This window comes from Pusillimonas sp. ANT_WB101 (genome assembly GCF_008369125.1).
Taxonomy (GTDB): Bacteria; Pseudomonadota; Gammaproteobacteria; order Burkholderiales; family Burkholderiaceae_B; genus Allopusillimonas.
Genome location: NZ_VOAY01000001.1, coordinates 1,131,939 through 1,153,011 on the forward strand (window position 1 = coordinate 1,131,939; position 21,073 = coordinate 1,153,011).

Annotated in this window: 17 protein-coding genes; 2 read left to right on the top strand and 15 right to left on the bottom strand. The window is 55.2% G+C overall.

The annotated features are described in order from the left end of the window. Nucleotides 1-160: 160 nt before the first annotated feature. Nucleotides 161-3,640: a YhaN family protein gene (locus FQ179_RS05195; protein WP_149396174.1), complete on the bottom strand. Its 3,480-nt coding sequence runs from the start codon at nt 3,638-3,640 to the stop codon at nt 161-163. A gap of 3 nt (nt 3,641-3,643) precedes the next feature. Next, on the bottom strand, nt 3,644-4,894 hold the full coding sequence (locus FQ179_RS05200; protein ID WP_149396175.1) for a DNA repair exonuclease: 1,251 nt from the start codon (nt 4,892-4,894) through the stop codon (nt 3,644-3,646). A 343-nt stretch (nt 4,895-5,237) separates the two neighbouring features. On the opposite strand from FQ179_RS05200, the gene FQ179_RS05205 reads away from it, so the two are divergent. After that, a complete protein-coding gene (locus FQ179_RS05205) occupies nt 5,238-6,083 on the top strand; it encodes a Sir2 family NAD-dependent protein deacetylase (RefSeq protein WP_149396176.1) in 846 nt (281 codons plus the stop codon). Nucleotides 6,084-6,091: 8 nt separating this feature from the next. Here the strand turns inward: FQ179_RS05205 and FQ179_RS05210 are convergent, their stop codons facing one another. Then, nucleotides 6,092-7,135: a hypothetical protein gene (locus FQ179_RS05210; protein WP_149396177.1), complete on the bottom strand. Its 1,044-nt coding sequence runs from the start codon at nt 7,133-7,135 to the stop codon at nt 6,092-6,094. Nucleotides 7,136-7,472: 337 nt separating this feature from the next. On the opposite strand from FQ179_RS05210, the gene FQ179_RS05215 reads away from it, so the two are divergent. Beyond that, complete coding sequence (locus tag FQ179_RS05215) at nt 7,473-8,267, top strand: IclR family transcriptional regulator C-terminal domain-containing protein (RefSeq protein WP_149396178.1); 795 nt, start codon at nt 7,473-7,475, stop codon at nt 8,265-8,267. Nucleotides 8,268-8,350: 83 nt separating this feature from the next. Here the strand turns inward: FQ179_RS05215 and FQ179_RS05220 are convergent, their stop codons facing one another. The 12 genes from FQ179_RS05220 to FQ179_RS05275 all read right to left on the bottom strand — a co-directional run bounded on the left by FQ179_RS05220 (nt 8,351) and on the right by FQ179_RS05275 (nt 21,043). After that, the gene (locus FQ179_RS05220; RefSeq protein ID WP_149396179.1) at nt 8,351-9,079 is read right to left on the bottom strand and encodes an enoyl-CoA hydratase/isomerase family protein; all 729 of its coding nucleotides are present in this window, start codon (nt 9,077-9,079) and stop codon (nt 8,351-8,353) included. Between the two features lie 12 nt (nt 9,080-9,091). Continuing rightward, nucleotides 9,092-10,363 carry a CaiB/BaiF CoA-transferase family protein gene (locus tag FQ179_RS05225; RefSeq protein ID WP_149396180.1) on the bottom strand — a complete coding sequence of 424 codons (1,272 nt, stop codon included), beginning with the start codon at nt 10,361-10,363 and terminating at the stop codon, nt 9,092-9,094. 4 nt (nt 10,364-10,367) lie between these two features. Next, nucleotides 10,368-11,789: an aldehyde dehydrogenase family protein gene (locus FQ179_RS05230; RefSeq protein ID WP_149396181.1), complete on the bottom strand. Its 1,422-nt coding sequence runs from the start codon at nt 11,787-11,789 to the stop codon at nt 10,368-10,370. Then, nucleotides 11,786-12,661 (bottom strand): VOC family protein, encoded by an 876-nt coding sequence (locus FQ179_RS05235; protein ID WP_149396182.1) that lies wholly within the window; start codon nt 12,659-12,661, stop codon nt 11,786-11,788. The genes FQ179_RS05230 and FQ179_RS05235 overlap by 4 nt, the downstream gene beginning before the upstream one ends. Nucleotides 12,662-12,690: 29 nt before the next feature. Then, the gene (locus tag FQ179_RS05240; protein WP_188074500.1) at nt 12,691-13,710 is read right to left on the bottom strand and encodes a tripartite tricarboxylate transporter substrate binding protein; all 1,020 of its coding nucleotides are present in this window, start codon (nt 13,708-13,710) and stop codon (nt 12,691-12,693) included. A gap of 401 nt (nt 13,711-14,111) precedes the next feature. Then, entirely contained in the window at nt 14,112-15,683 is a 1,572-nt protein-coding gene (locus FQ179_RS22595; RefSeq protein ID WP_255474838.1) for an amidase, read from the bottom strand. Beyond that, on the bottom strand, nt 15,680-16,417 hold the full coding sequence (locus FQ179_RS05250) for an SDR family NAD(P)-dependent oxidoreductase (protein WP_149396184.1): 738 nt from the start codon (nt 16,415-16,417) through the stop codon (nt 15,680-15,682). Before FQ179_RS05250 ends, FQ179_RS22595 begins: the two co-directional genes overlap by 4 nt. Nucleotides 16,418-16,709: 292 nt before the next feature. After that, complete coding sequence (locus FQ179_RS05255) at nt 16,710-17,486, bottom strand: SDR family NAD(P)-dependent oxidoreductase (RefSeq protein ID WP_149396185.1); 777 nt, start codon at nt 17,484-17,486, stop codon at nt 16,710-16,712. Beyond that, the gene (locus FQ179_RS05260) at nt 17,483-18,313 is read right to left on the bottom strand and encodes a polysaccharide deacetylase (protein ID WP_149396186.1); all 831 of its coding nucleotides are present in this window, start codon (nt 18,311-18,313) and stop codon (nt 17,483-17,485) included. The genes FQ179_RS05255 and FQ179_RS05260 overlap by 4 nt, the downstream gene beginning before the upstream one ends. A 14-nt stretch (nt 18,314-18,327) precedes the next feature. Next, nucleotides 18,328-19,119 (bottom strand): ABC transporter permease, encoded by a 792-nt coding sequence (locus FQ179_RS05265; RefSeq protein ID WP_149396187.1) that lies wholly within the window; start codon nt 19,117-19,119, stop codon nt 18,328-18,330. Then, complete coding sequence (locus FQ179_RS05270; RefSeq protein ID WP_149396188.1) at nt 19,116-19,964, bottom strand: ABC transporter permease; 849 nt, start codon at nt 19,962-19,964, stop codon at nt 19,116-19,118. The genes FQ179_RS05265 and FQ179_RS05270 overlap by 4 nt, the downstream gene beginning before the upstream one ends. Continuing rightward, nucleotides 19,961-21,043, bottom strand: a complete 1,083-nt coding sequence (locus tag FQ179_RS05275) for an ABC transporter ATP-binding protein (protein WP_149396189.1) — start codon at nt 21,041-21,043, stop codon at nt 19,961-19,963. The genes FQ179_RS05270 and FQ179_RS05275 overlap by 4 nt, the downstream gene beginning before the upstream one ends. Nucleotides 21,044-21,073: the final 30 nt, after the last annotated feature.

A 21,073-nucleotide genomic window follows, 5' to 3' on the forward strand; every position in this document is an offset into this window, starting at 1 on the left:
CGTGTGCGGGCAGGACGAAGGTGTTAGTAAAAGGCTGCAGGGCCAAGAGGGCTAACCATTAAGGCTAGCCCTCTTGCCGTTCAAGCTGCACCACATTCAAGTGGCATCACACTGAAGCTGCAGCATGTTCAGGTTGCACCACGTTTAAGCTGCGCCACAATCAAGCCGCACCTCGTTCAAGCCGCACCACATTCAAGGCATTGCCAAACACCTCGTGGGCCAGGGGCAGCAAATGCTCATGATGCGTTAAAAACAATACTTGGGTATGCTGCGAAAGTGTACGCAACGCTTCCAGGCCTGCCCTTGATCGTGCATCATCAAAGTTGATGAACAAATCATCAGCAATAAAGGGCAATGCGCGAGCATGAGTCAGGTGCAGTTCCAGCGCAGCAATGCGCAAGGCCAAGAACAACTGATCGCGCGTGCCTTCGCTCAGCCCTGCCACCTCAACACGTTGTTCATTTTGCCGCCTTGCCACCAGCGCCGGCGGCTGTACTTCATAATCCACCCCCAGCCTCACAAACTGGCCCAACGTCAGGCCTGAGAACACCTCACCCGCCCGTTGCAGCATAGGCCCCTGTTGCTGATCCCGATAACGATCAATTGCCCATCTAAGCAAACGGCCCGCCGTAGCTGCCTCCAGGTATTGCTCGGCAAGCTCCTCCATTTCGGCCAATGCTTCCTGGCGTCGGGCCTCCGCCGTCGCTGCGTCAGACTGACCGTTAATCAATGAAAACGCCTGCTCGGCCGTTACTCGTTGCTGATAAAGCATATGCAAGTGTTCACTGATCTCAGCCACGTCACGTTTCGCCTGTTCCAGCAAACTTTCTACTTCAGCTGGAGCATACTCGGCCACTTCAGCTTCGATTGCCTCACGCGACAAACCATCGCTTCCGCGCGTGACGGCCGCAACGGCTTCTGCAATTGTCTGCTGCAAGGCCCGATACCGGTCTGAACGCTCGGCCATTGGCAAGGCCTGGGCAACATCGCGCGTGCCAGCCAGCGACAGCAAGGGATTAATGCGTGCTTCAGCATTCGCAATGGCTGCCGCCGCATCACGCTTTTGTTGCTGCGCCGCTGCAATGGCACCATCGATGCGCTCCGCTGCGTTGAGCGCTTCCTGCGCTGCCCGCAGCCGGCGCATCAATACACGGGCCAGATCTGCCCCATCAGCGCCTGGCACCACCTTTTCACCCACTGCGTTGGCGAGTTGCTGCGCCGTTTCGTCCAGGCGCTGCAGGTCGTGCAGCATAGTGTCAACACGCGTACGACGTATAACCTGCGCCTGAGATAGTTTGTCTGCCACGCGGAAGGCCAGCCCGACTGCTTCTTCGGCCTCAGCCTGAGACCCTATCGCTTGCTGCAGCCTGGCATCCTGCACGGCCTGCTGCCACTGCTGCTGCCAAGCCTCGAATGCTGCATCGGCCTGCTGCGCCTTTAGCTTCAAGGTATGGAGCGCCGATTCAGCCTGCGCAACTTGCTTGGCCAGACTGGCCTGCTGGGATCGTGCCGCATCCAGGCGTTGAACATGCGCAGCTGCGGTCACAACCAGTGCTGGCAGATCAGGCGTATCGCTCATACCGCCTAAATCGACCGATTCTGCCTTTAACGCGCTTGCCAGCGCCTGCGCCGCCTGAGCGTAAGCGTCTTGCTCAGCGTTCAGCTCTGACTCACGCTGACGCAAAGCAGCGTCAGCCGTCAATGCCACATCGCGTTTGCCTAGCCAGTCTGGCATGTCGCCTAGCGGCATCCCGGCAACGCCCGCCTCATCAACAATCGCCGCCCACATTAGGTCATGATCTTGCAGCGCTTTTTCGCTGTCTGAAACGGCCTGTAATTTATGATGCAACGACTCTTCGACCTGCTCGGTGGCATGGCGCACAGCCTGAAATGCCGCCGCTTCTGCAGAATAGCCAAGCTGGGCGTCCACCAGTTCATCAGCCAGCCGGATACCCGCGTCGACCAGCGGCCCACCATCATCGAGCGCGAGCTCGCCATGTTTGACCTGCAGCCAGGCTTGGTCGCGCTGCAAACGCGCCTGATGGACCTCGGCCTTCGTGACCAGCTTTCCACCCTGTTCAAACTGTTTGGCCTCCAGCTTGAGACGTGCAAGCTCGGCCTTATCCTGGGCAGCGCGTTCGTGTGCATCACTTAGCTGTCGAGCCAGTCTTTCACGTTCGCGACCCAAATCAACCACGCGGGCAGAGGATGGCAGCGACAACGTGCGCAGCGTGTGGATATCCATAGACCATCGCCCCAACTCGGCCAATGCGCTCTGCAACAACACGTGCGCCTCACCGACCTTTTGACGCAGGCTGCTCAAACGTGCGGTACCCGCCCTAAAGCCTTGCGCCTCTTCGAGTGCCAACCTGAGCGGCACAGATACCTCAGTGGTAGCAAGCTGCTGCGCCTGCTGCTGTTGTGTGTGAAGCTCGCGGTTTTTTTCATCAACAGCTTCCTTAGCCCACTGTTTTGCCTGATGCAGGCCGCCATACTGTTGCAACAGTTGCGTAACGCGTCGCAGCGCACGCTCATCGGGCAGCGTTGCTATCAAAGCCTGTGCCTCGATTGGCCAACCCAGCCGTGCAGCCCCGTCGAGTGCGGCTTCAAGCAAACCATCAGCCTCAGCCTCACGCAGCGGAATATCGCGACGATGATTAACACATGCCCCGCGCAGCACGTCGAGGTTTTCAATGTCGTCCGCCATCTCAAGCACGGCGCGATCAACCACAATGGCCTCGCGCTCCTGCTCTCTGGCTTGCACGTCTTTACCGCGTTCTTCCAGAACGCGCTGGGCAACCTCAAGATCAATCTGCGTCTTTTGCAGGTCGGTATAGGCCGTCGGCGGGAACGTGACCACCTTTCCTAGCGCTGTAAGCTCAGCCTCTTTTTCTTTAAGCATCTGCAGGGAAGGTGCCACACGCCGCACGCGCTCCAACCGTGATCGCAAGGTATCAAACTGCAGGCGTTTATCGTTGGCAGCATCAATGGCCTGATTAACCTGATCAAGCGCTTCTTTGGCTTCGGACCAAGCGCGCGTGCGCACGGTCGACGACTTTAACGCCGCCAGGGCCTCGTTATAGCGTGCCTCCGCCTTTGCATACTCTGTACTGCTGCTGCGTTTGGTCCAGAGCTGTGCGGCACGTGCCTCAAGTGCCTCGCGTACCGGCCCAAGGCTGGCCACACCTGCCGCTGACTGAAACAGCACCTGCCCGACCTCATCAGAAGCCTTGAGCAAGCTTTCTCCACCGGCGATCAGCCTGGTGTGATCCAACCCAAACATATTCTCAAAAAAGGCCTTGCTGGTGTCACCTAACAAGGGCTGCAAAAAAGTTTCGGGTAATTTTTCATCTTCAGGCGTGCGTAGTGGAGTACGGCCGCGCACACGGTGAAACACGGTTTCCTGACCGTCTGCTTCGAGTACACCACCCAGCCTAAGCTCGCTCAAATCGTGCAGAAAGCCCAGCGGTGTACGCTGGGGCATACCGAATAACCACTCGGCAACCGCACTGCGCACCGTAGACTTGCCAGCTTCATTTGGCCCCACAATCAGATGAAAATCGTGAGTGGCTGTCGGGAAGGCCAAAGACTCGTCATGGAACTTGCCATATTTGATTAGATCAAGACGTTTGATACGCATGGCTTATTCTCCCTCAGCCAGACGGGCAAGCAGTGCGGGTGAAACCTGATTTACCAGATCAGCGAAATCGCCTGCCCGCGCCAGCGAGAGCAAGGGTACATCATTGTTGACATCTGCTACTACCCTGCCAAAGAAAGGCTGAAGCTCGCTCTGCAGCGCCGCCAGAAAATCCGGGTCGTCTGCCGCGTCTGCCAAAATTGCCTGCAGATCGGCAATGGCATCAAACCGCGAATGCAACGCCAATGCATCTTCAAGCGGCTCGGTAGCCACCTTAACCTTCTCCAGCCATACCTTATCATTGCCCAACACGGCGATCTGACTGCGCACCTCGGCATGTAGTGTCTGCGCGTTGCCAAACAGCGGGCCGTGCATGGCGCTGCGACCGCGCAGGGTAACCCTTACCGCACGCGGCACATGCTCATCAATGGAAAGCAGGTTCTCAAGCGCAGCGCCGGTCTGCCTTGCAATGTCGGCCATAGAAGTACACCCTGAGACATCAAGGTCTAGCGCCTCCCAGCGCAGTACATCAATGAACAGGCGCTCAACCTGTGTATGGCCCTGGTCTACGGTGACCAACACGGCGCCCCTGCGCCCGGTCTCGCGAATATGCCGACCCTGCAGGTTTCCGGGGAACACAATGACAGACTGTTCGTCCCATTGCTGAAACTCATGCACGTGCCCCAGTGCCCAATAATCGTAGCCTCTGGCATGCAGTTCTGCGCGGGAACACGGCGCATAATTGGCGTGAGTGCTAGACCCTTCAAGAGCGGTATGCAGCACACCAATGTTGTAATACCCGGGCACTGGTTCCGGGTAGCCCAGAACCAAATTATCAACCACCGCCTTGGTGCGAAAACTTTGCCCGTGCAGGGCCACTTTCAAGTCATCAAGCCGGAAAACCTCAGGCTTGCGTGCACCGAACACAGACACATTGTCAGGTAGGGTGAGTTTTTTGGTCATCTCGCTTTCGGCATCGTGGTTGCCATAAAGCAGAAATACCGGAACACACGCACGCCGCAAACGCCCCAACTGCTGGCTAAAGAAAATACCCGTATTGTGATCGCGCCAGTCACCGTCATAGAGATCACCGGCGATCACCATAAAATCAACATCTTCTTCGATGGCGTGGTCTACCAGCTTTACCAGCGCATCGCGCGAGGCATTGCGCAACAGCTCCGCCGGTGCGTCGGGGTAAGCGCTAAGGCCATGCAGTGGGCTGTCAAGATGAATGTCTGCGGCGTGGATAAACTTCACGTGTTTATAACTCCGGGGGGTGTGTAGTTGCTAGCTTGAGTACTTGTTTGCCAGGATGCCAGATTATCAGGAGGTTAGATTGTCAGTTTACTGAGCTGATTAGTGCATTAGCTTGCAGTTAAGTGTTCAAGATTTAAGGCTAGCATGTTGGTTACTGACGTTCCTCTTTGCCTATCAAACCTGCCTCACTGCCGTCAATGATAGCGTGCCGCCATGCAACGGGCGTGATCAGCGAGGTAGACATGGCCGGCACATGCCACACAACATGTCGCACCCGTTCTGGCCTAGACTGAGTGTGCCTGATAAATACAGGCGGCTTTCCAGAATTAATCCAATTAATACGATGACTCAACATCCCTATTCGCACGCACTAAACAAAGCCGCCGAGCTCATCTGCAGCGCGGACAGCATTTTAATCACGGCAGGTGCCGGCATGGGTGTTGACTCAGGCTTGCCTGATTTTCGTGGCGATGACGGCTTCTGGCGCGCCTACCCTGCCCTGCGCCGGGCAGGGTTGTCTTTCATTGACATGGCGTCCCCCATCCATTTCCAGAAAACGCCGCATCGTGCCTGGGGTTTTTATGGCCACAGGCTGGCTATGTATCGAGAAACAGAACCACATGAAGGTTTTTATATATTGCGCGACATTGCAGCCCGCTTGGAACATGGCGCGTTTGTTTTTACCAGCAATGTTGACGGGCATTTTGGCAAAGCAGGCTTTGACGACAGTCGCATGGTCGAATGTCATGGATCAATTCATTACTTGCAGTGCCTAAACACCTGTCAGAGCGAAGTGTGGCCCGCCACGAACTTTACGCCGCAGGTGGATGAACAGCGCTGTGAATTGCTAAACGATACACCTGTGTGCCCATATTGCAGCGGCATCGCACGCCCCAATATTTTGATGTTTAACGACTGGGATTGGGTGGAAGCTCGCAGCGAGCAACAACACCATGCACTTGGTTTGTGGCGCCGCAAGGTTCGAGCCCCGGTCGTCATTGAGTTGGGTGCCGGTACGGCTCTGCCGACCATACGATACTTTGGCGAACAGCAGCGCGTACCGCTGATCCGCATCAACCTGCGTGAAGCGCAGGGGCATCACCGAAAAGAAATAGTGTCACTGCCCATGCGGGCGTTGGATGCATTAACTAGCCTACACGGCGCATTAGATGGGCGCGGATTTTTTTAATATTTCGATTATTCAAAAACAGCCTCGAGACGCTTTGCCTCCAATACGTTGAGCGTCCAGCGTTGAAGAGTTTCTGTGTCTGCCTGCGCAATGCGGGTGGTTACCCACGCGGGCAACTGACCAAACCGGCGCTCAAGCATTGCTGACAGCAGCCGTGCGGCGCTGTTTCTACCTTCTTGAAGTCCTTCTTCACGGCCTTTTTGCAGGCCTTTTTGCAGGCCTCGGGCCTCACCTAAACGTTCGATGCTAGTTACATAAGGCATGTTGAGCTCCGTTTCTATTGCTCCTACGGCCTGTTCAAAGGCCGGTTCAAGATCTTTGGGAAGACACATTATCCAGTCGATAATGCGGAATAGCTGCTGGATGCGCCGGCGATCGTAACGATGCTGAAACAGCAAGCGAATAAGCCTGACTTTAGTCAACAGGCGCTCGCTTGCACCATGATGCGCCTGGGCATCTAGCTGGGCCATTACCACTAAAGCAAACGGATTGAGCGCCGCAAGATCAACCAATGACACTCTGTCGTCCTCCCAACGGCGCAAGTGTACGACGGGAAAACGAAAACACATTTGACATTTGCCCAGACGTTGACGGTGCACCAAAACGGATGGCCCGTCTGTGCTTGAAGTAAGAATGGCCAGGCTATAAAACGAAGTATTCTTGGCATCCAGCTCAATCGGGCCTGAAGAACCCACGCCCGCCATTTTCTGCCTCACGTAGCGGTCCCATATGCGATAAAAATAGGTGAACATGCGTTGAGCCAGCTGGGCAAGGCTTGTGCCGCTTGGCGGGCCGCTTTCAACTTCAACATGCACCAGAACCCAGGCCTGGCCATTATCAAGACGATGCAGCTTGACGAGTTTGTCAGCATAGCGACGCCCATTTGGCGAGTCGGAGGCAAGGGCTTGCAGCTCGGTATCAAGAAACACCGGCGCGACGGACCAGTCAATGAGCGCATGCAGTTCGGGCGCCAGTAACGCGACGAAATCTTCAAAAAAGTAATCAAGCGCCTCTTTCCAGGGGCTGTCGTAATCAGTGAGGGTTTGGGTCATGGACGCTGTCTTTGCGGTTGCAATGCAGAAAAAGCCATGTTGCAGGCCGCAGCGACAGCGAACAAGACGTAATGCACGCAAAGGTCCTGCCTGAAAACGTTTGCTACAGGCCTGCTAGAGCTTGTCAGCGCGCTTAGGTCGGCGTAGTGCCGCACACACTACAATACCCACACAAATGCTCATTAAGCTGGCTCAACTGTCAGCGGGTACTTGCCTTGCGTCGTACATTACGGGTTGACTTCGCAGGTTAAACGTCAATTTTCAATCGGGCCGCCCTGCTATCGTACGCTGCCAGATCAACGCACCCCGAGCTCAAATAAAAGCCCGTCTACATAACATGAAGTTACCCAACGCCAGTAGTACTGGCAAATACAGCGAATTGCGCGGCGACCCTGATTTCATGCTGTCGCTTGCGCGCGGCATAGAGGTGTTGCTTGCATTCTCTGAAAGAAAATCGGCTGCCAGCGTTGCCGATCTGGCTGCACGCACACAGCTCGACAGGGCTGTGGTCAGGCGTTGTCTTTATACGCTTGAACAGCTAGAAATGGTCGAGCGTAGCGATGGTAAATACAGGTTAAAGCCGCAGGTGCTAAAAATAGGTCATGCCTATTTTTCATCTGAAGCCATTATTACCCGTGCCCAGCCCCTGCTGGATACGCTTAGCGAACAAGTACATACCAATTGCGCCCTAGCCATACTTAATGATGAAGACGTGGTTTATCTTGTGCGCTCACAGAGCAAAAAGCTACTGCCGCAGTCGCTGGGCATGGGAAGCCGTCTGCCCGCGTATTGCACATCGCTGGGGCGCGTATTGCTGGCAAACCTGCCGGAAGAAGAACTAAACCTGTATATGGCCAAGATCAGGCTTGAACCCTACACAGAGTTTACCGTTACTCAAGAGCCTGCCTTGCGCGCAGCGCTGCAAGCCGCCAAAGCTGACGGCTACGCCATTGTTGACCAGGAAATGGGCCTGGAGCTTAGCGGTATCGCTATACCCATACAGGTGCCCGGCTATGAGTTCTTAATGGCGCTAAGCGTCACGTCCAACCCCAAGTATGTGCATACCAACGAGATCAAAGACAGATATCTGACCGATATGCTGGCGACGGCCGAAAAATTGCGCCGTCTCTAAACAAGCACACTATTAAAGCCTCAGGTATCCAACCTCGCATCTCCCGCAATACGCCTCCGTGATGCCCACGTTAACCGCTCGCATCAAGAAAGAAACTTGCTGAAAACCTTTTGCGCGTAGTCTGAATTAATCTGTTCATTGAACACTTGCACTTCGTAATCAATTGCCGCTGTCAGTGCCGACTGATTGGTGTATTTCAGCATATGCTTGCTCTGGCGCACGGCATCGCCATGCAGTTTCTCCAGGTTGCTGGCAGTGGCTCTGGCTCGCTCCAGCGTTTTGCCTTCTTCAGCAAGGGCTGTGGCAAAACCAGTTTGCACCGCTTCAGTGCCATCGAAAGGCTGGCATTCTACAAGCCACTGCATGGCTTTGCGCAACCCGACCAGGCGTTCCATCAAAATAGTAGAGCCACCTTCAGGGCATAAACCCAGTTCGGTAAACGGCATGCGAAAGCGCGTATTAGCCGTGGTATACACAAAGTCAAAATGCTGCAGCATGGTCGAGCCTATGCCAATCGCAAAACCCTCCACTGCCGCGATAAGCGGGCATTTCGTCACGGCGAGCTGTCTTAAGTACTTGACGGCAGGCGAATCGCTGCCATCACGTTTTTTTTGAAAATCTTTAATATCTGCGCCGGCTGTAAATATGCCGCCCGCACCATAAACAATAATGGCCTGGCATGTGGGTACACGATCAGCGCCTGCAATGGCTTCGGTCAGGTCGTCATACATGACATGGCTTAGTGCATTTTTCTTCTCAGCCCGGTCTATGCAAATTTCGAGAACGTTTTCGTTCCAATGTGTTTTGATCATTGTGCAATCCAATTATTTTCCAGCAGTAATCTCGGCGTCTTTGCGAGCGTTGGCCGTGCCTATGACACCACGGCTTCCAAGCTGCTCGAGCTCAGCGTCAGACAAACCCAGAAGCTCACCCAGCACACCATGCGTGTGTCGCCCCAGCGACGGAGCAGCCGTGTGGTGACGAACCGGGGTATCGCTAAACTTGATGGGATTGGCTATGTTCTTAACCATCGCGCCGCTCTCTTCCGACTTAACCGAAACCACCATCTCACGATGAACAACCTGTGGGTGCTCAAACGTCTGGCGGTAGTTATTGATTCGGCCGTGAGGCACATCGGCTTGGGTCAATGCTTCCAGCCAATGGGCCGTGGTCTTGCCCGCCACAGTTTCTTCAACGGCTGCCAATAACGCTTCACGGTTAGTAATACGACCGGCAGCCCGCTTATAAACCGGGTTATTCAGCAGATCATCACGCTCAATCGCGTTGCAAAACTTGGCCCATTGCGAATCATTGCCCACGGCGACCACTATGCTTGCGTCCTGGGTTTTCAATACCTGATAAGGCACGAGCGCAGGGTGTGCATTACCCCAACGCACTGGCTCTATATCGTTAACCAGCTGAAACAGCCCCTGGTTTGAAGACAATGCGGTCATGCAATCAAGCAAAGCCATATCTATGTATTGGCCCACGCCTGTAGTGTGACGCGCGTTAATGGCAGCGAGAATGGCGGTAGACGCATACAAACCTGTTGTCAGGTCAGCAATGGCCACGCCTACCTTTTGCGGTCCACCGCCGGGCAAGTCATCGCGCTCGCCGGTAATACTCATCAGGCCAGCTTCGGCCTGAAACACAAAGTCGTACCCTGGGCGACTTGCATACGGCCCACTCTGGCCATAGCCAGTAATAGAACAATAAACAATGCGTGGATTTATCTTTCGTATGGTTTCGTAATCAAGCCCATACCGGGCCAGATCACCCACCTTGAAGTTCTCGATGAACACATCGCTGTTTACGGCTAACTTACGCACAAGCTCGGCGCCTTCTTGCGTCGCAATATCGATGGCTACCGACTTTTTATTGCGATTGGTCGAAGCGTAATAGGTGGAGTCCTCAAACTGCTCGCCAAGTTCATCCTGTACATATGGGGGCCCCCAATGCCGCGTATCATCACCACGTTTGGGATGCTCGATCTTGACTACATCGGCCCCCATATCGGCAAACATCTGCGTGCACCATGGGCCCGCAAGCACACGGGTTAAATCAAGAACGCGAATATCTTCCATAGCGCCACGCATGTGCTTACTCCTTGGCTGGCAGTGGTTGCTGAATAGACTTGTACTCAAGAAACTCTTCCAGCCCGGCAGAACCGGCCTCACGTCCAATGCCGCTCATGCCAAAACCGCCAAATGGTGCCAAGGGGTTAAACGGCGCACCGTTTAAGTCGACCTGGCCTGCACGCAACTGGTTTGCCACGCTCATGGCCTCTTCAGGTTCGCCCCACACCGCAGCGGCCAGCCCATAGTCAGTATCGTTGGCAATGGCAACGGCCTCTTCCACCGTTTTATACGTAAGCACGCTAAGCACGGGGCCAAACACTTCTTCGCGAGCCAACACGTTATCCGGCTTAACCTCCAGCACCATAGGGCTGACGAAAAAGCCTTCGGAAGGGATTTCAGTAACCGATGCAATAACCGAAGCGCCCTGCTCTATGCCTTTGCGCACCAGATCTTGAACACGTTGCTGCTGTGTTGCCGAAATAACCGGGCCAAGCCGCGTGGTGGCTTCCAGGCTGGCGCCTACCGTCAGCTTTTTAACCTCAGCAGCGATCAGCGTCTTAAATTCGTCGAGCTTGTCTTCTGGCACCAGCACGCGCGTCAATGCGTTGCAAGTTTGACCGTTATTCAACATGCAGCCGCCCAAGGTGCCTTTTATGGCGCGCAGCAGGTCGGCAGAAGGCAAAATAACCGAAGGCGATTTGCCGCCAAGCTCCAGCGACACCTTTTTAACGGTGGCAGCGGCCTCACGCATAACGGCTTGCCCCGTGGCTGTCGAACCCGTAAAGCTCACCATATTTACAAGCTTGGACGTAACCATAGGCATGCCCACTTGCGCGCCATTGCCGTTCACAATATTTACCACGCCCGCAGGAAAGCCCGCCTCGTGTACGGCCTCGGCAAACAAGCGTGTGGTTTCAGGCGTAAGTTCGCTGGGCTTGAGTACTACCGTGTTGCCGCACAACAGCGCAGGCACAACCTTGAGCACAATTTGGTGCAGTGGAAAATTCCACGGCGTAATGCAGGCCACAACGCCTACCGGTTCGCGCACCACCAGCGAATTAGCGACTTCACGCGACCACTCAAACGCTTCAGCAACCTTGACGAAGTTTGCGCAATTACGTATTGGCGCCATCGTCTGCACATAATGCGAAATTTTTAGCGGTGTGCCTACTTCGCTCGCAATGGTACTGGCCAGCACTTCAGCGCGATGGTTCAAGGCTTCAGCCAAACGCTTGACCGCATCAATGCGTTCCGTTAACGGTGTGCGAGCCCAACCCGACAACGCGGAGGCGGCTGCAGTGATGGCAGCTTGCGCATCTTCAGGTGCACCAGTGGGTACCTGCGAACCAACGCTGCCCGTGTTTGGGTCGGCAATCGCCATGGTGGCATCGCTGACAGAAGCCTGCCATTGGCCGTTTACGTAATTTTGAAAAACTTCACTCATGACGCGATCCCCGTTTCAAGTGGCAGTATCAGCTCAGGCTTGCCCGACCAGCCCCAGGCCAGTGTTGTGCGCGATACACCCAACAGCACGCCGTTAAGCGCGGCGGGGTGAACCCACAGTCCGTCCTGCTCTACAGGCGTGGTGGTGCGGCGTGTGTACTTCTGGCCACGATCTTCAAGCCGGGCAATAATATCGGCCAGGTTATTGGTTTCGATGTAGCACATGTATAGCGCATCGCCACGCTTTTTGACGAAGCGCCCCATTGGGAAGGCAACATCATGCGCTTCAGATAATTCAATACGATCAAGGCGGTCGGGGTGAAACCGCAATAACACCCCTTCATAGCCAAACCGTGCAAACGTAATGCCTACAAAGTTTTCTTCGTCCAGCTTAAGCTTGTCCCGATAATGATCTGCTACGGTTTGCCAGCGGGTATCCAGTACCTGCGTAATCTCATAAAGATAATCTACAGGGCCCGAATAACGCTCTACGGGTTGTGCTTGCTCTTCTGAAATGGCCAACGCCAGGCCAAACATATCGGCTTTTTCAGGGTAAAGACGCCCGTCTTCTTCTTGAAACTTAATGCCTGATTGTTTGAGCGTTTCACGGCATGCGTTCATATCCGCCACGGAAACGCCGCCGCAGAAAAGACCTTCGCCGAACTGAGTCACATGTTGCTGTATGGCGCCCTCGGCCACAGCCTGGCAAAGCTCTACCTGGCTTCTGCCCAACTGCAGGATACGCCGCTTGGCACCCAGTAGTGGGCTGTCTTGCTCATCAATAACTACTGCGGCCAACAACGCCTGGTAGTTTTCTGTTGCCTGGTCAAGGTCTTTTACAGCGACCAGAATCCGGTCAGTACGCTCAAACATACATACTCCTGTGTAAACGTTGATATAAATTAGTTGCTGGTCTTAAGATTTAGCTCTTTGATCAGAGCACCCCAGCGAGCATTCTCGGTTTCGACGAACGCACCGTACTCCTCGGGGGTGCTGGGCGTCATGTCCACATTCTGGCGGCTGAAATATTCAATAATCTCGGGCTTGGCCTGAATTTTGCGCAACACGGCGTTGAGCTTGTCGATAATGGGGCGCGGTGTGCCTTTGGCAACATGCAGGCCAAACCATGACGACACCTTGTAATCAGGGTAGCCGCTTTCGGCCAGGGTGGGCACGTCAGGCAGAGCCGCTGAACGGGTGTCTTTGGTAATGGCAAGAGGAATGATTTTTCCTGACTTGATGTGTGGCAAAGCGGTATTGATGCTGTCAAACATAATATCAACATCGCCGCCAAGGAGGCCGACCATGGCAGGCGAGCTACCCTTGTAGGGTACATGCAGAAATTTGATATTTGCTTCTTTGGCAAGCATCTCCGCCGACAGGTGCGACGATGAGCCAATACCAAACGAGGCGTACGTTATCGCACCGGGGTCTGCTTTGGCTGCCTTCACCACCGCTGCCACATCAGGAAACTTGTCAACATTGGCCGCATTAATGACCAGCACATTATTGGCTTCAGCAACCTTGCCTACCGGCAACAGATCGTCTGGCTCATAGGGCATGTCATCGCGCAAAAACTGGTTGACGCTGACCTGGCCGATAGCACCAAACATAATGTTGTAGCCATCTGGTTTGGAACGTGCCACGCTGCCCGCCGCAATGGCACCATTGGCACCGGCCTTGTTCTCGACAATAACAGCCACACCCAGCTCTTCCGCCAGATCCACAGCCAAGCGTCGTGCGATCACATCGTTGATGCCACCAGCTGGGTAACCCAGTACCAACGAGATCGTTCTCGTGGGGTAGTCATCGCCCTCAGCCTTTACGGGCTGGCTGATCAGCATACCGGACGTGGCCAGCAGAGCCAGCGAAATCGCGCCACTCAGTGCGCGCCTTCTTAAAGAGAATTTATTGGATTTCATGTCTTCCTCGTAGCTATAACGTTTTGTCATGCAAAGTATGGAGCGAACTGGCTTACGTGGACGCGCGAAAATCACGATTTTGTGCGTTAATCGCGCATTTAGGAGTGGGATCTCTTCCGTACAGGGGAATGCTCTATACGAATGCCTGTGCAGCAAGGCCACAACACGAGGCCCCGCTCGAACGAATGCGAAAGGTGGAGTGCTTGTGCGGAACAGATCGCGCACATTTATTGCAGAAGTAGCCGTGTTGCTTTAACCAACACGCATATTGCAAACACTCACAACCACTTTTGAACTAGGTTTTTGGAAAGCAAAATATGGACTGGTGGGCGATTTATTCGGCGCCCCTTGAATTGTTTAATAATGTGCGTTTAATTGGCCCAGACGTCCAGCCCAAAACCTCAGCCCATTTGCTGCACCAACCCCTCTACCTGCTCCGCAAGGTCCAGCAAAAATGCTTCTGAATACCATTTTCCGCAAAGCTGCAGCCCTATGGGAAGCCCGTTTGAAGACGTACCACAAGGCATGGACAATGCGGGGTGTCCTGTCAGATTCATGGGGTAGGTATACGGGTACCAGGCACCGCGTATCGTTCCTGCGGGCTCGCCGTCGATGACGACAATACCGTTGGGATCTTGGTCTATGGACAGCGGAGGAGCTGAAACCGTCGGTGAAAGCAGCACGTCGTATTGCTCAAACAGCTTTTGCATATCTTGAAAGCAACGGGTGCGGGCGAACGCGGCTTCATGCAGGGCAACCGCTGTATGGTTCAAACCGCGTTCGGTCAATGCCACCAGCGCAGGGTCGAGCTGCGCGCGAAATCGTGCCAGATGAGGCTGTACGCGTGCCGCGGTCATGCTTTCCAGAATGACTAAAAAGTGCTGCTCCAGCGCGACAAAATCCAGTGAGACTTCTTCGACGATGGCGCCGGCCTGCTCCAACGCGCGCGCCATGGCGTCGGTGGCTGCTTTTACCTCATGGTGAACACGATTGCCGCAGGTCGGCATATACGCTACACGTAGGCCTTTCAGTGCTACCGCGTCCAGGCCAGAAAACAGTGCACCCGTGTTGCTTTGCTGCTGCGACATGCTCGGCTGCCCTGTCCCACCTTGCCGCTGCATCTGGTTCGGCTGCCCTGTTCCGGTTAGCTGCTGTGCCATGCTCGGCTGCCCCAACCTGCTTAGCTGTTGCGCCCGGCTCAGCTGCCCCGCCCCGCCTTGCTGCGCCAACCTGCTCAGGCTTAGGCCCCACGGGTCCCGCGCATGCGGCCCGTTGAGCACCGAGTAAAAAAGCCGGGTGTCGGCCACGTCGCGCGCCATAGGCCCCACATACGAATTGGCCGAGAAAAGATCAGCAGGCTGCAGGTTGGCAATATCGCCCAGCGTTGCTTTCAGCCCGACAATACCGCAGCATGAAGCGGGAATGCGAATGGAGCCGCCACCGTCCGACCCGAGCGCAATGGCCCCCATACCCGTTGCGACGGCAACCGCAGCGCCACCGCTGGAAGCACCACAGGTAAATGCGGGGTTGATAGGGTTTAAGGTACGCCCGAATATTGGCGCATCCGTACTTTGTTTTGCACCAAATTCGGGCGTCGTCGTCTTACCCAGCAAAATGGCGCCAGCTGCCTTGCTGCGTGCCACAGCCACGGCATCTTCTTGCGGAACGAAGTCAGCAAATATGGCTGAACCCATGGTGGTGCGTACACCTGCGGTAAGCGTAAGGTCTTTAACGCTATAGGGCACGCCATGCAAAGGCCCGAGAGGTGCGCCCGCCATCACCTGCTGTTCAGCGACTTTGGCGGCCTCCATGGCAGCATCGGCGGTCACGGTAATGAACGCGTTCAAGTGTTTGTTAGCTTCAATACGCCGCAGCGCGGCCTCAACCACCTCGACCGGCGACACCTTTTTTTCTCGCACCAGCGCAGCCAACTCACGCGCAGGAAGGTTTAACTCATCATGCTTGTCGTTCATAACATCCACCGCCCACCGTCCACCATAATTGTCTGCCCCGTTATGTAACGGGCTTCTTTGCTCGCCAGAAACGCTACCGTGGCGGCCACGTCATCGGGCGACCCCACATAGCCTGCAGGTGTAGTCGCCTTAATATGATCAATAACTTTGGCGCTGAGGCGATCATGCGCACGCGTTGCAATCGCACCCGGGCACACCACGTTAACCGTAATGCCATGCGCCGCCAGTTCTCGCGCCAGCGAGCGGCTAAACCCCACTACACCCATTTTCGCGCTGGCGTAATCGGCCAAGCCCACGTCGCCTGCAAACGCGGCATTGCTGCTCATATTGATAATGCGGCCATAACCGCGTTCTTTCATGCCCGGCGCAACACGTCGGCTGGCACGCATGGCTGTTAACAGCGACACCTCGAGCACGAAGCGCCAGGTTGATTCTTCCGACTCAAGAAACGGCGTTGCCTTTTCGCGCGCGCTCTGCCCAACGTTATTGAACAGCACCTCGACCGGCCCCAGTTGCGACGCAACCTGATCAAAAAAAGCATCCATGGCCTGCGCCGAAGTGCAGTCGCCCGCCACCACAAGATGTTGCTCAGCCAGATCCGCAACGCCGCTGCAGTCCAGATCCATAATGGCAACCCGTGCGCCATCAGCAACAAAGCGACGCGCTGACGCTGCGCCTATGCCTTGTCCGCCGCCCGTCACAACCACGACCGGGCCTTCTGTTGGTTTACTCATTTTGCTCCCGTCTACTGTAGGCCCGCATCACGTGGGGCTTACGATCTCATCTGAGAATGCCTGCGTATTTCAAATCTTGCGCAACGTATTTATTTTCTTCCAAAGAGCTCTGCTCAGGCTGCCAGCACTGTTCAAGGCCAGCTAGCCTGTCTCAACGATGTGAAGGCTTTTCCTTATTTACCCGCTACCGCACTGCTACGCCATATTCAGACAACATATCTGTTGGGCTTCATCCTCAAACGCTCAGAGGTTCAGGCACTCAGACACGGAGTTGCCACTACATCAACAGCCATCAATGAAAACTCCGCCCACCATCAACGGCCAGCGTCGTACCCGTGATATATGTAGCACCCGGCCCGCACAAATAAAGTATGGATGCCGCCACCTCATCAACATGCGCGATACGGCGCAATGCATACCGCGCGCGAATGGCGGCCAATGCCTCATCCTGATCAGGCTGGTCTTGATAAGACTGCTGCAGCAGTGGCGTATCGACGGCGCCGGGCGCCACAGTAACCACCCGAATGCCAAATTCGCCCAGCTCTTGTGCCATACATTTGCCCAACATATTCAGGCCCGCCTTGCTGACACAATAGGCACTGCGCCCGGGCAGTGGCGACAGCCCTGCGGCCGATGACACATTAACAATGCACCGATCACCGTCGCCACGCTTTAAATAAGGAATGGCTGCGCGGCTCACGCGCATGGGGCCATTAAGATTGATGTCCATAATGCGCAACCATTGCTCATCGCGCATGCTTTCCACCGGCGATTGCAGGTCTATACCTGCCGAGTAAACCAGGCCATCAAGACGGCCTTCCAATGCAGAAACAGCATCCGCCACGGCGGCCTCAATAAGGCCTGCTTGCGTTACGTCTACACATAATGCCGCTGCAAAAACGCCTTCAGCCTCTAGCGATGCTAGAGCAACGTGGTCTTTGTCCAAAACACAAACGCGCGCACCCTGTGCGGCAGCGAGCCGCGCAAAGGCCAGCCCTATGCCGCTTGCGCCACCAACCACGAGATAATGCCTGCCCTCGTGCGCTAAGCAGGCGTCAAGCGTGCTCATGTCGAAATATCCGACTGCGTTTTCAAAATAAGTCGCATATCGTCAGTGATCTCATCGCATCGGCCTATCCACACATTGTCGTGCTCACGTGCATAAATCAGCAGGTTTTCCAGCACCTTTAACCGTGAGGGCTGACCAATGATTTGCGGGTGCATACCCACCATCATCATGCGCTGCTCTTCATACAGCGTGTCAAACTCGCTGGTCCAGGCCTCAAGCAATGCCGACGGCGCCTGCATGGTGCGACCGGGCAAGACGATTGAATACTGAAAAAACGGTGCATCGTCCAGCACCCATCTAAAGGGCAGCTCCACAATATTGGTCTGCTTGCCGCGAATATTCAGCAAATAAGGTGAGTCATCGTCAAAGAAATTGGACGAATAATCAAAGCCGTACTCTTGCAGCAGATCAAGCGTAATGGCGCTGAACTCCGCCGCTGGTGAGCGCCACCCGCGCGGGCGATAGCCTGTCGTGCGCGTCAAGGCCTCAAGGCCTTTTTCCATTTCTTCGCGCTCTTCTTCAGGCGAAAGGTTCACAATCCATTTATGGCTATAGCTGTGATGTGCCACCTCGTGGCCGCGATCAACGATTTCGCGCATCAGTTCAGGGTGCTGCTCAGCCACCAGGCCCGGTACAAAAAACGTACAGCACACTTCATACTTTTCAAGCAGCCGCAAAATTCGCGGCATGCCCACCTTCCAGCCATAAGCCCCCTGCGACATCAAGATGGGCCGCTGGGCATAAGCCGGATCACGCGCCGTCCACATGGTTTCAAAATCCAGGTCGAACGTTAGCAGCAGTGGAAAGCCCTTACTCGTTACAGCCATGATCAAACATCCTATTAAATATTCTTGTGGAACCCTGTCCACCGTTCTGCCACCACCAAAATCAAGGCAGTCGCCAGAATCAACAAGGTCGACACCGCCGCAATACTTGGATCAACGCCCTGCTCAACCGAGGTAAAAATCTTTACCGGCAATGTGTTCTGGCTGGCAGAAAGCAAAAACACCGTTACGGGCACGTTGTCGAACGACGTAATAAAAGCGAACAAGCCGCCGGCAATCAGGCCGGGCCGAATGATGGGCAAAGTCACCAAACGAAAGCTGGTAAACCGGTTGGCACCTAGTACCGTGGCGGCATCTTCCAGTGCCACGTCGCAGGCTGACAGGCTAGACAAGCTTGCACGCACCACATAGGGCACGGTGATCACGATATGGGCCAGCCACAAGCTGAACGAATAACCTCGCAGGCCGGTCACCACGTAGTACTGCAGCATGGCAACACCTAACACCACAGAAGGCAGCACCAACGGAGCCATAAACACATTACTAAGAAACCGGGCGCCTACGATTAAGCGACGATGAATCGCATACGCCGCCATGACGCCCAGCGTTAGCGACCCTGCCGTCGCTGCTGTGGCCAACCAAAGACTGGTCCAGGCGGCCTTTAAATAATCAGCATCATGCAGCACCAGTTCAAACCACTTGAGCGTAAGGCCCTTGGGGGGAATCGTCAGATAAGCCGTCTGGCTGAACGCCGCCAAAATCACCACCGCCACCGGCAACATTAAAAACCCGATCACAGCAAAGGCCACAAACGGCAAGGCCCAGCCCTGTTTGCGTTCGTCGTTCATGCCACCCCTCCCCAGCGCCCGAACAGACGGCTAGAAAGACCGATCACTGCCAGAGCGATTAGCGTCAGCATAAAAGCAAGCGCTGCACCCGAAGGCCAGTTAAGCGTTAGCAGAAACTCGTCATAAATAAGCGTGGCCATAACCTTATAGGTCGCACCACCCAGCATGCGCGGCGTTACCAACGCGCTAATCGAAAGCACAAACACAATAATTGACCCGGCGAGTATCCCCGGCGCCGTCATGGGCAGCGTGACCGAGAAAAACGTGCGCACGCGCCCGGCCGATAACGTGGAAGCGGCATCACGCACATCTTGCGGCACAGCTTGAATAGCCGGAACCAGCATCAACACCATAAACGGCAGGTAAATGTGCGACATGCCAATCAACAACCCACCCAGGTTGAACATCATTCTGATCGGGCTAGCGATAATGCCCCAGTCCATCAACAAGTTGTTGATCAAGCCATGATCGGCCAGCAGCGCAATCCAGCCAAAAGACCGCACCACCAGGTTCAGCAGCATTGGGAAAATAACCAGCAGCGTCAACGCCAGCTTCATTCTTGGCTTGGCAAACGCCATGTAATAAGCCAGCGGGTAGCCCATGAGCAGACAAAGCGTGGTTACGCCAAACCCCAATACCAGTGTACGAAAGACGATTTCGCGGTAATAGCTATCGGTAAATAATTGGGTGTAATTCTCCAGCGTCCAGGTGTCAGACATACCCATGCCTGGGATGTATTCCTGAAAGCTCAATGGCGCCATCATCAACACCGGTGCCACAAACAGCAGCAGCAGCACCAGCAACAACGGAGAAACCAGCCCTATGCCGGTAAGCCTGCCGCTCATGCCATGCTCGCCGGGGCACGGTTTACATAGACATGCCCGGGTTGCACGCCAATAAACACCTGGGCACCTGACTCGAGGCCGGCATGCTCACCGTTGGTGGCCACTTCGGCGATCACTTCCAGCCCGCCCTCAAGCCCCACCACATACTGCACGCGAGATCCAACAAACGATCGCATCACCACCTTGCCGGCATGCGCGTGCTCGCGAGGCGTGAGTGCAAGAAATAAATCTTCCTGGCGCACAACAATATCCACGGTCTCACCGCGCCTGGGCGGAGCGCCGCGATCCGACCTGAACACCTGCCCTGAGGGTAGCCGCACAGAACAGGTGTTGCCTTCCAGCATCTCGACCACACCCGCAAGTCGGTTGGATCGGCCTATAAACCCGGCCACAAACGCCGTTGCCGGGCGATGGTAAATATCTTCGGGTGTGGCGTACTGCTGCACTACGCCGTCAGCCAGCACACAAACACGGTCAGACATGCTCATGGCCTCGGACTGATCGTGTGTAACGAATAGCGTGGTCATGCCTAGTTCGCGCTGCAGCCGTTTAAGTTCAAACTGCATTTCATCGCGCAGTGCCGCATCAAGGTTAGATAAAGGCTCGTCAAACAGCAGCACACTGGGTTGCGGCGCCACCGAGCGCGCCACCGCCACGCGCTGTTGCTGCCCGCCCGATAACTGGCGCGGGTAGCGATCACCATATTGAGTCAGCCTTACACTGGCCAGCGCAGCGTTAACGCGGGCCTGCAGATCAGCCCCTTTTACCCCTTGACGCCGCAGCCCGAACGCAACGTTTTCAAACACCGTCATGTGCGGAAACAAGGCATAAGACTGAAACACCAGCCCTATATTGCGTCGATTAGTGGGCAGGTTGGTAATGTCAGTGTCATCGACCAGAATGCGGCCTGACGTAGGCGTAACCAAACCCGCCACCATGCGCAGCACTGTGGTCTTGCCGCAGCCCGAAGGCCCCAGCAAGGACACAAACTCACCATCCTGCACGGTCAGCGTCACATTTGACGCCGCCACATGGTTACCGAATTTTTTTTCGAGACGATCTAAAGTAAGAACTGGCATAGCGTTACCTGAAGCCTTGTGGGTTAACAG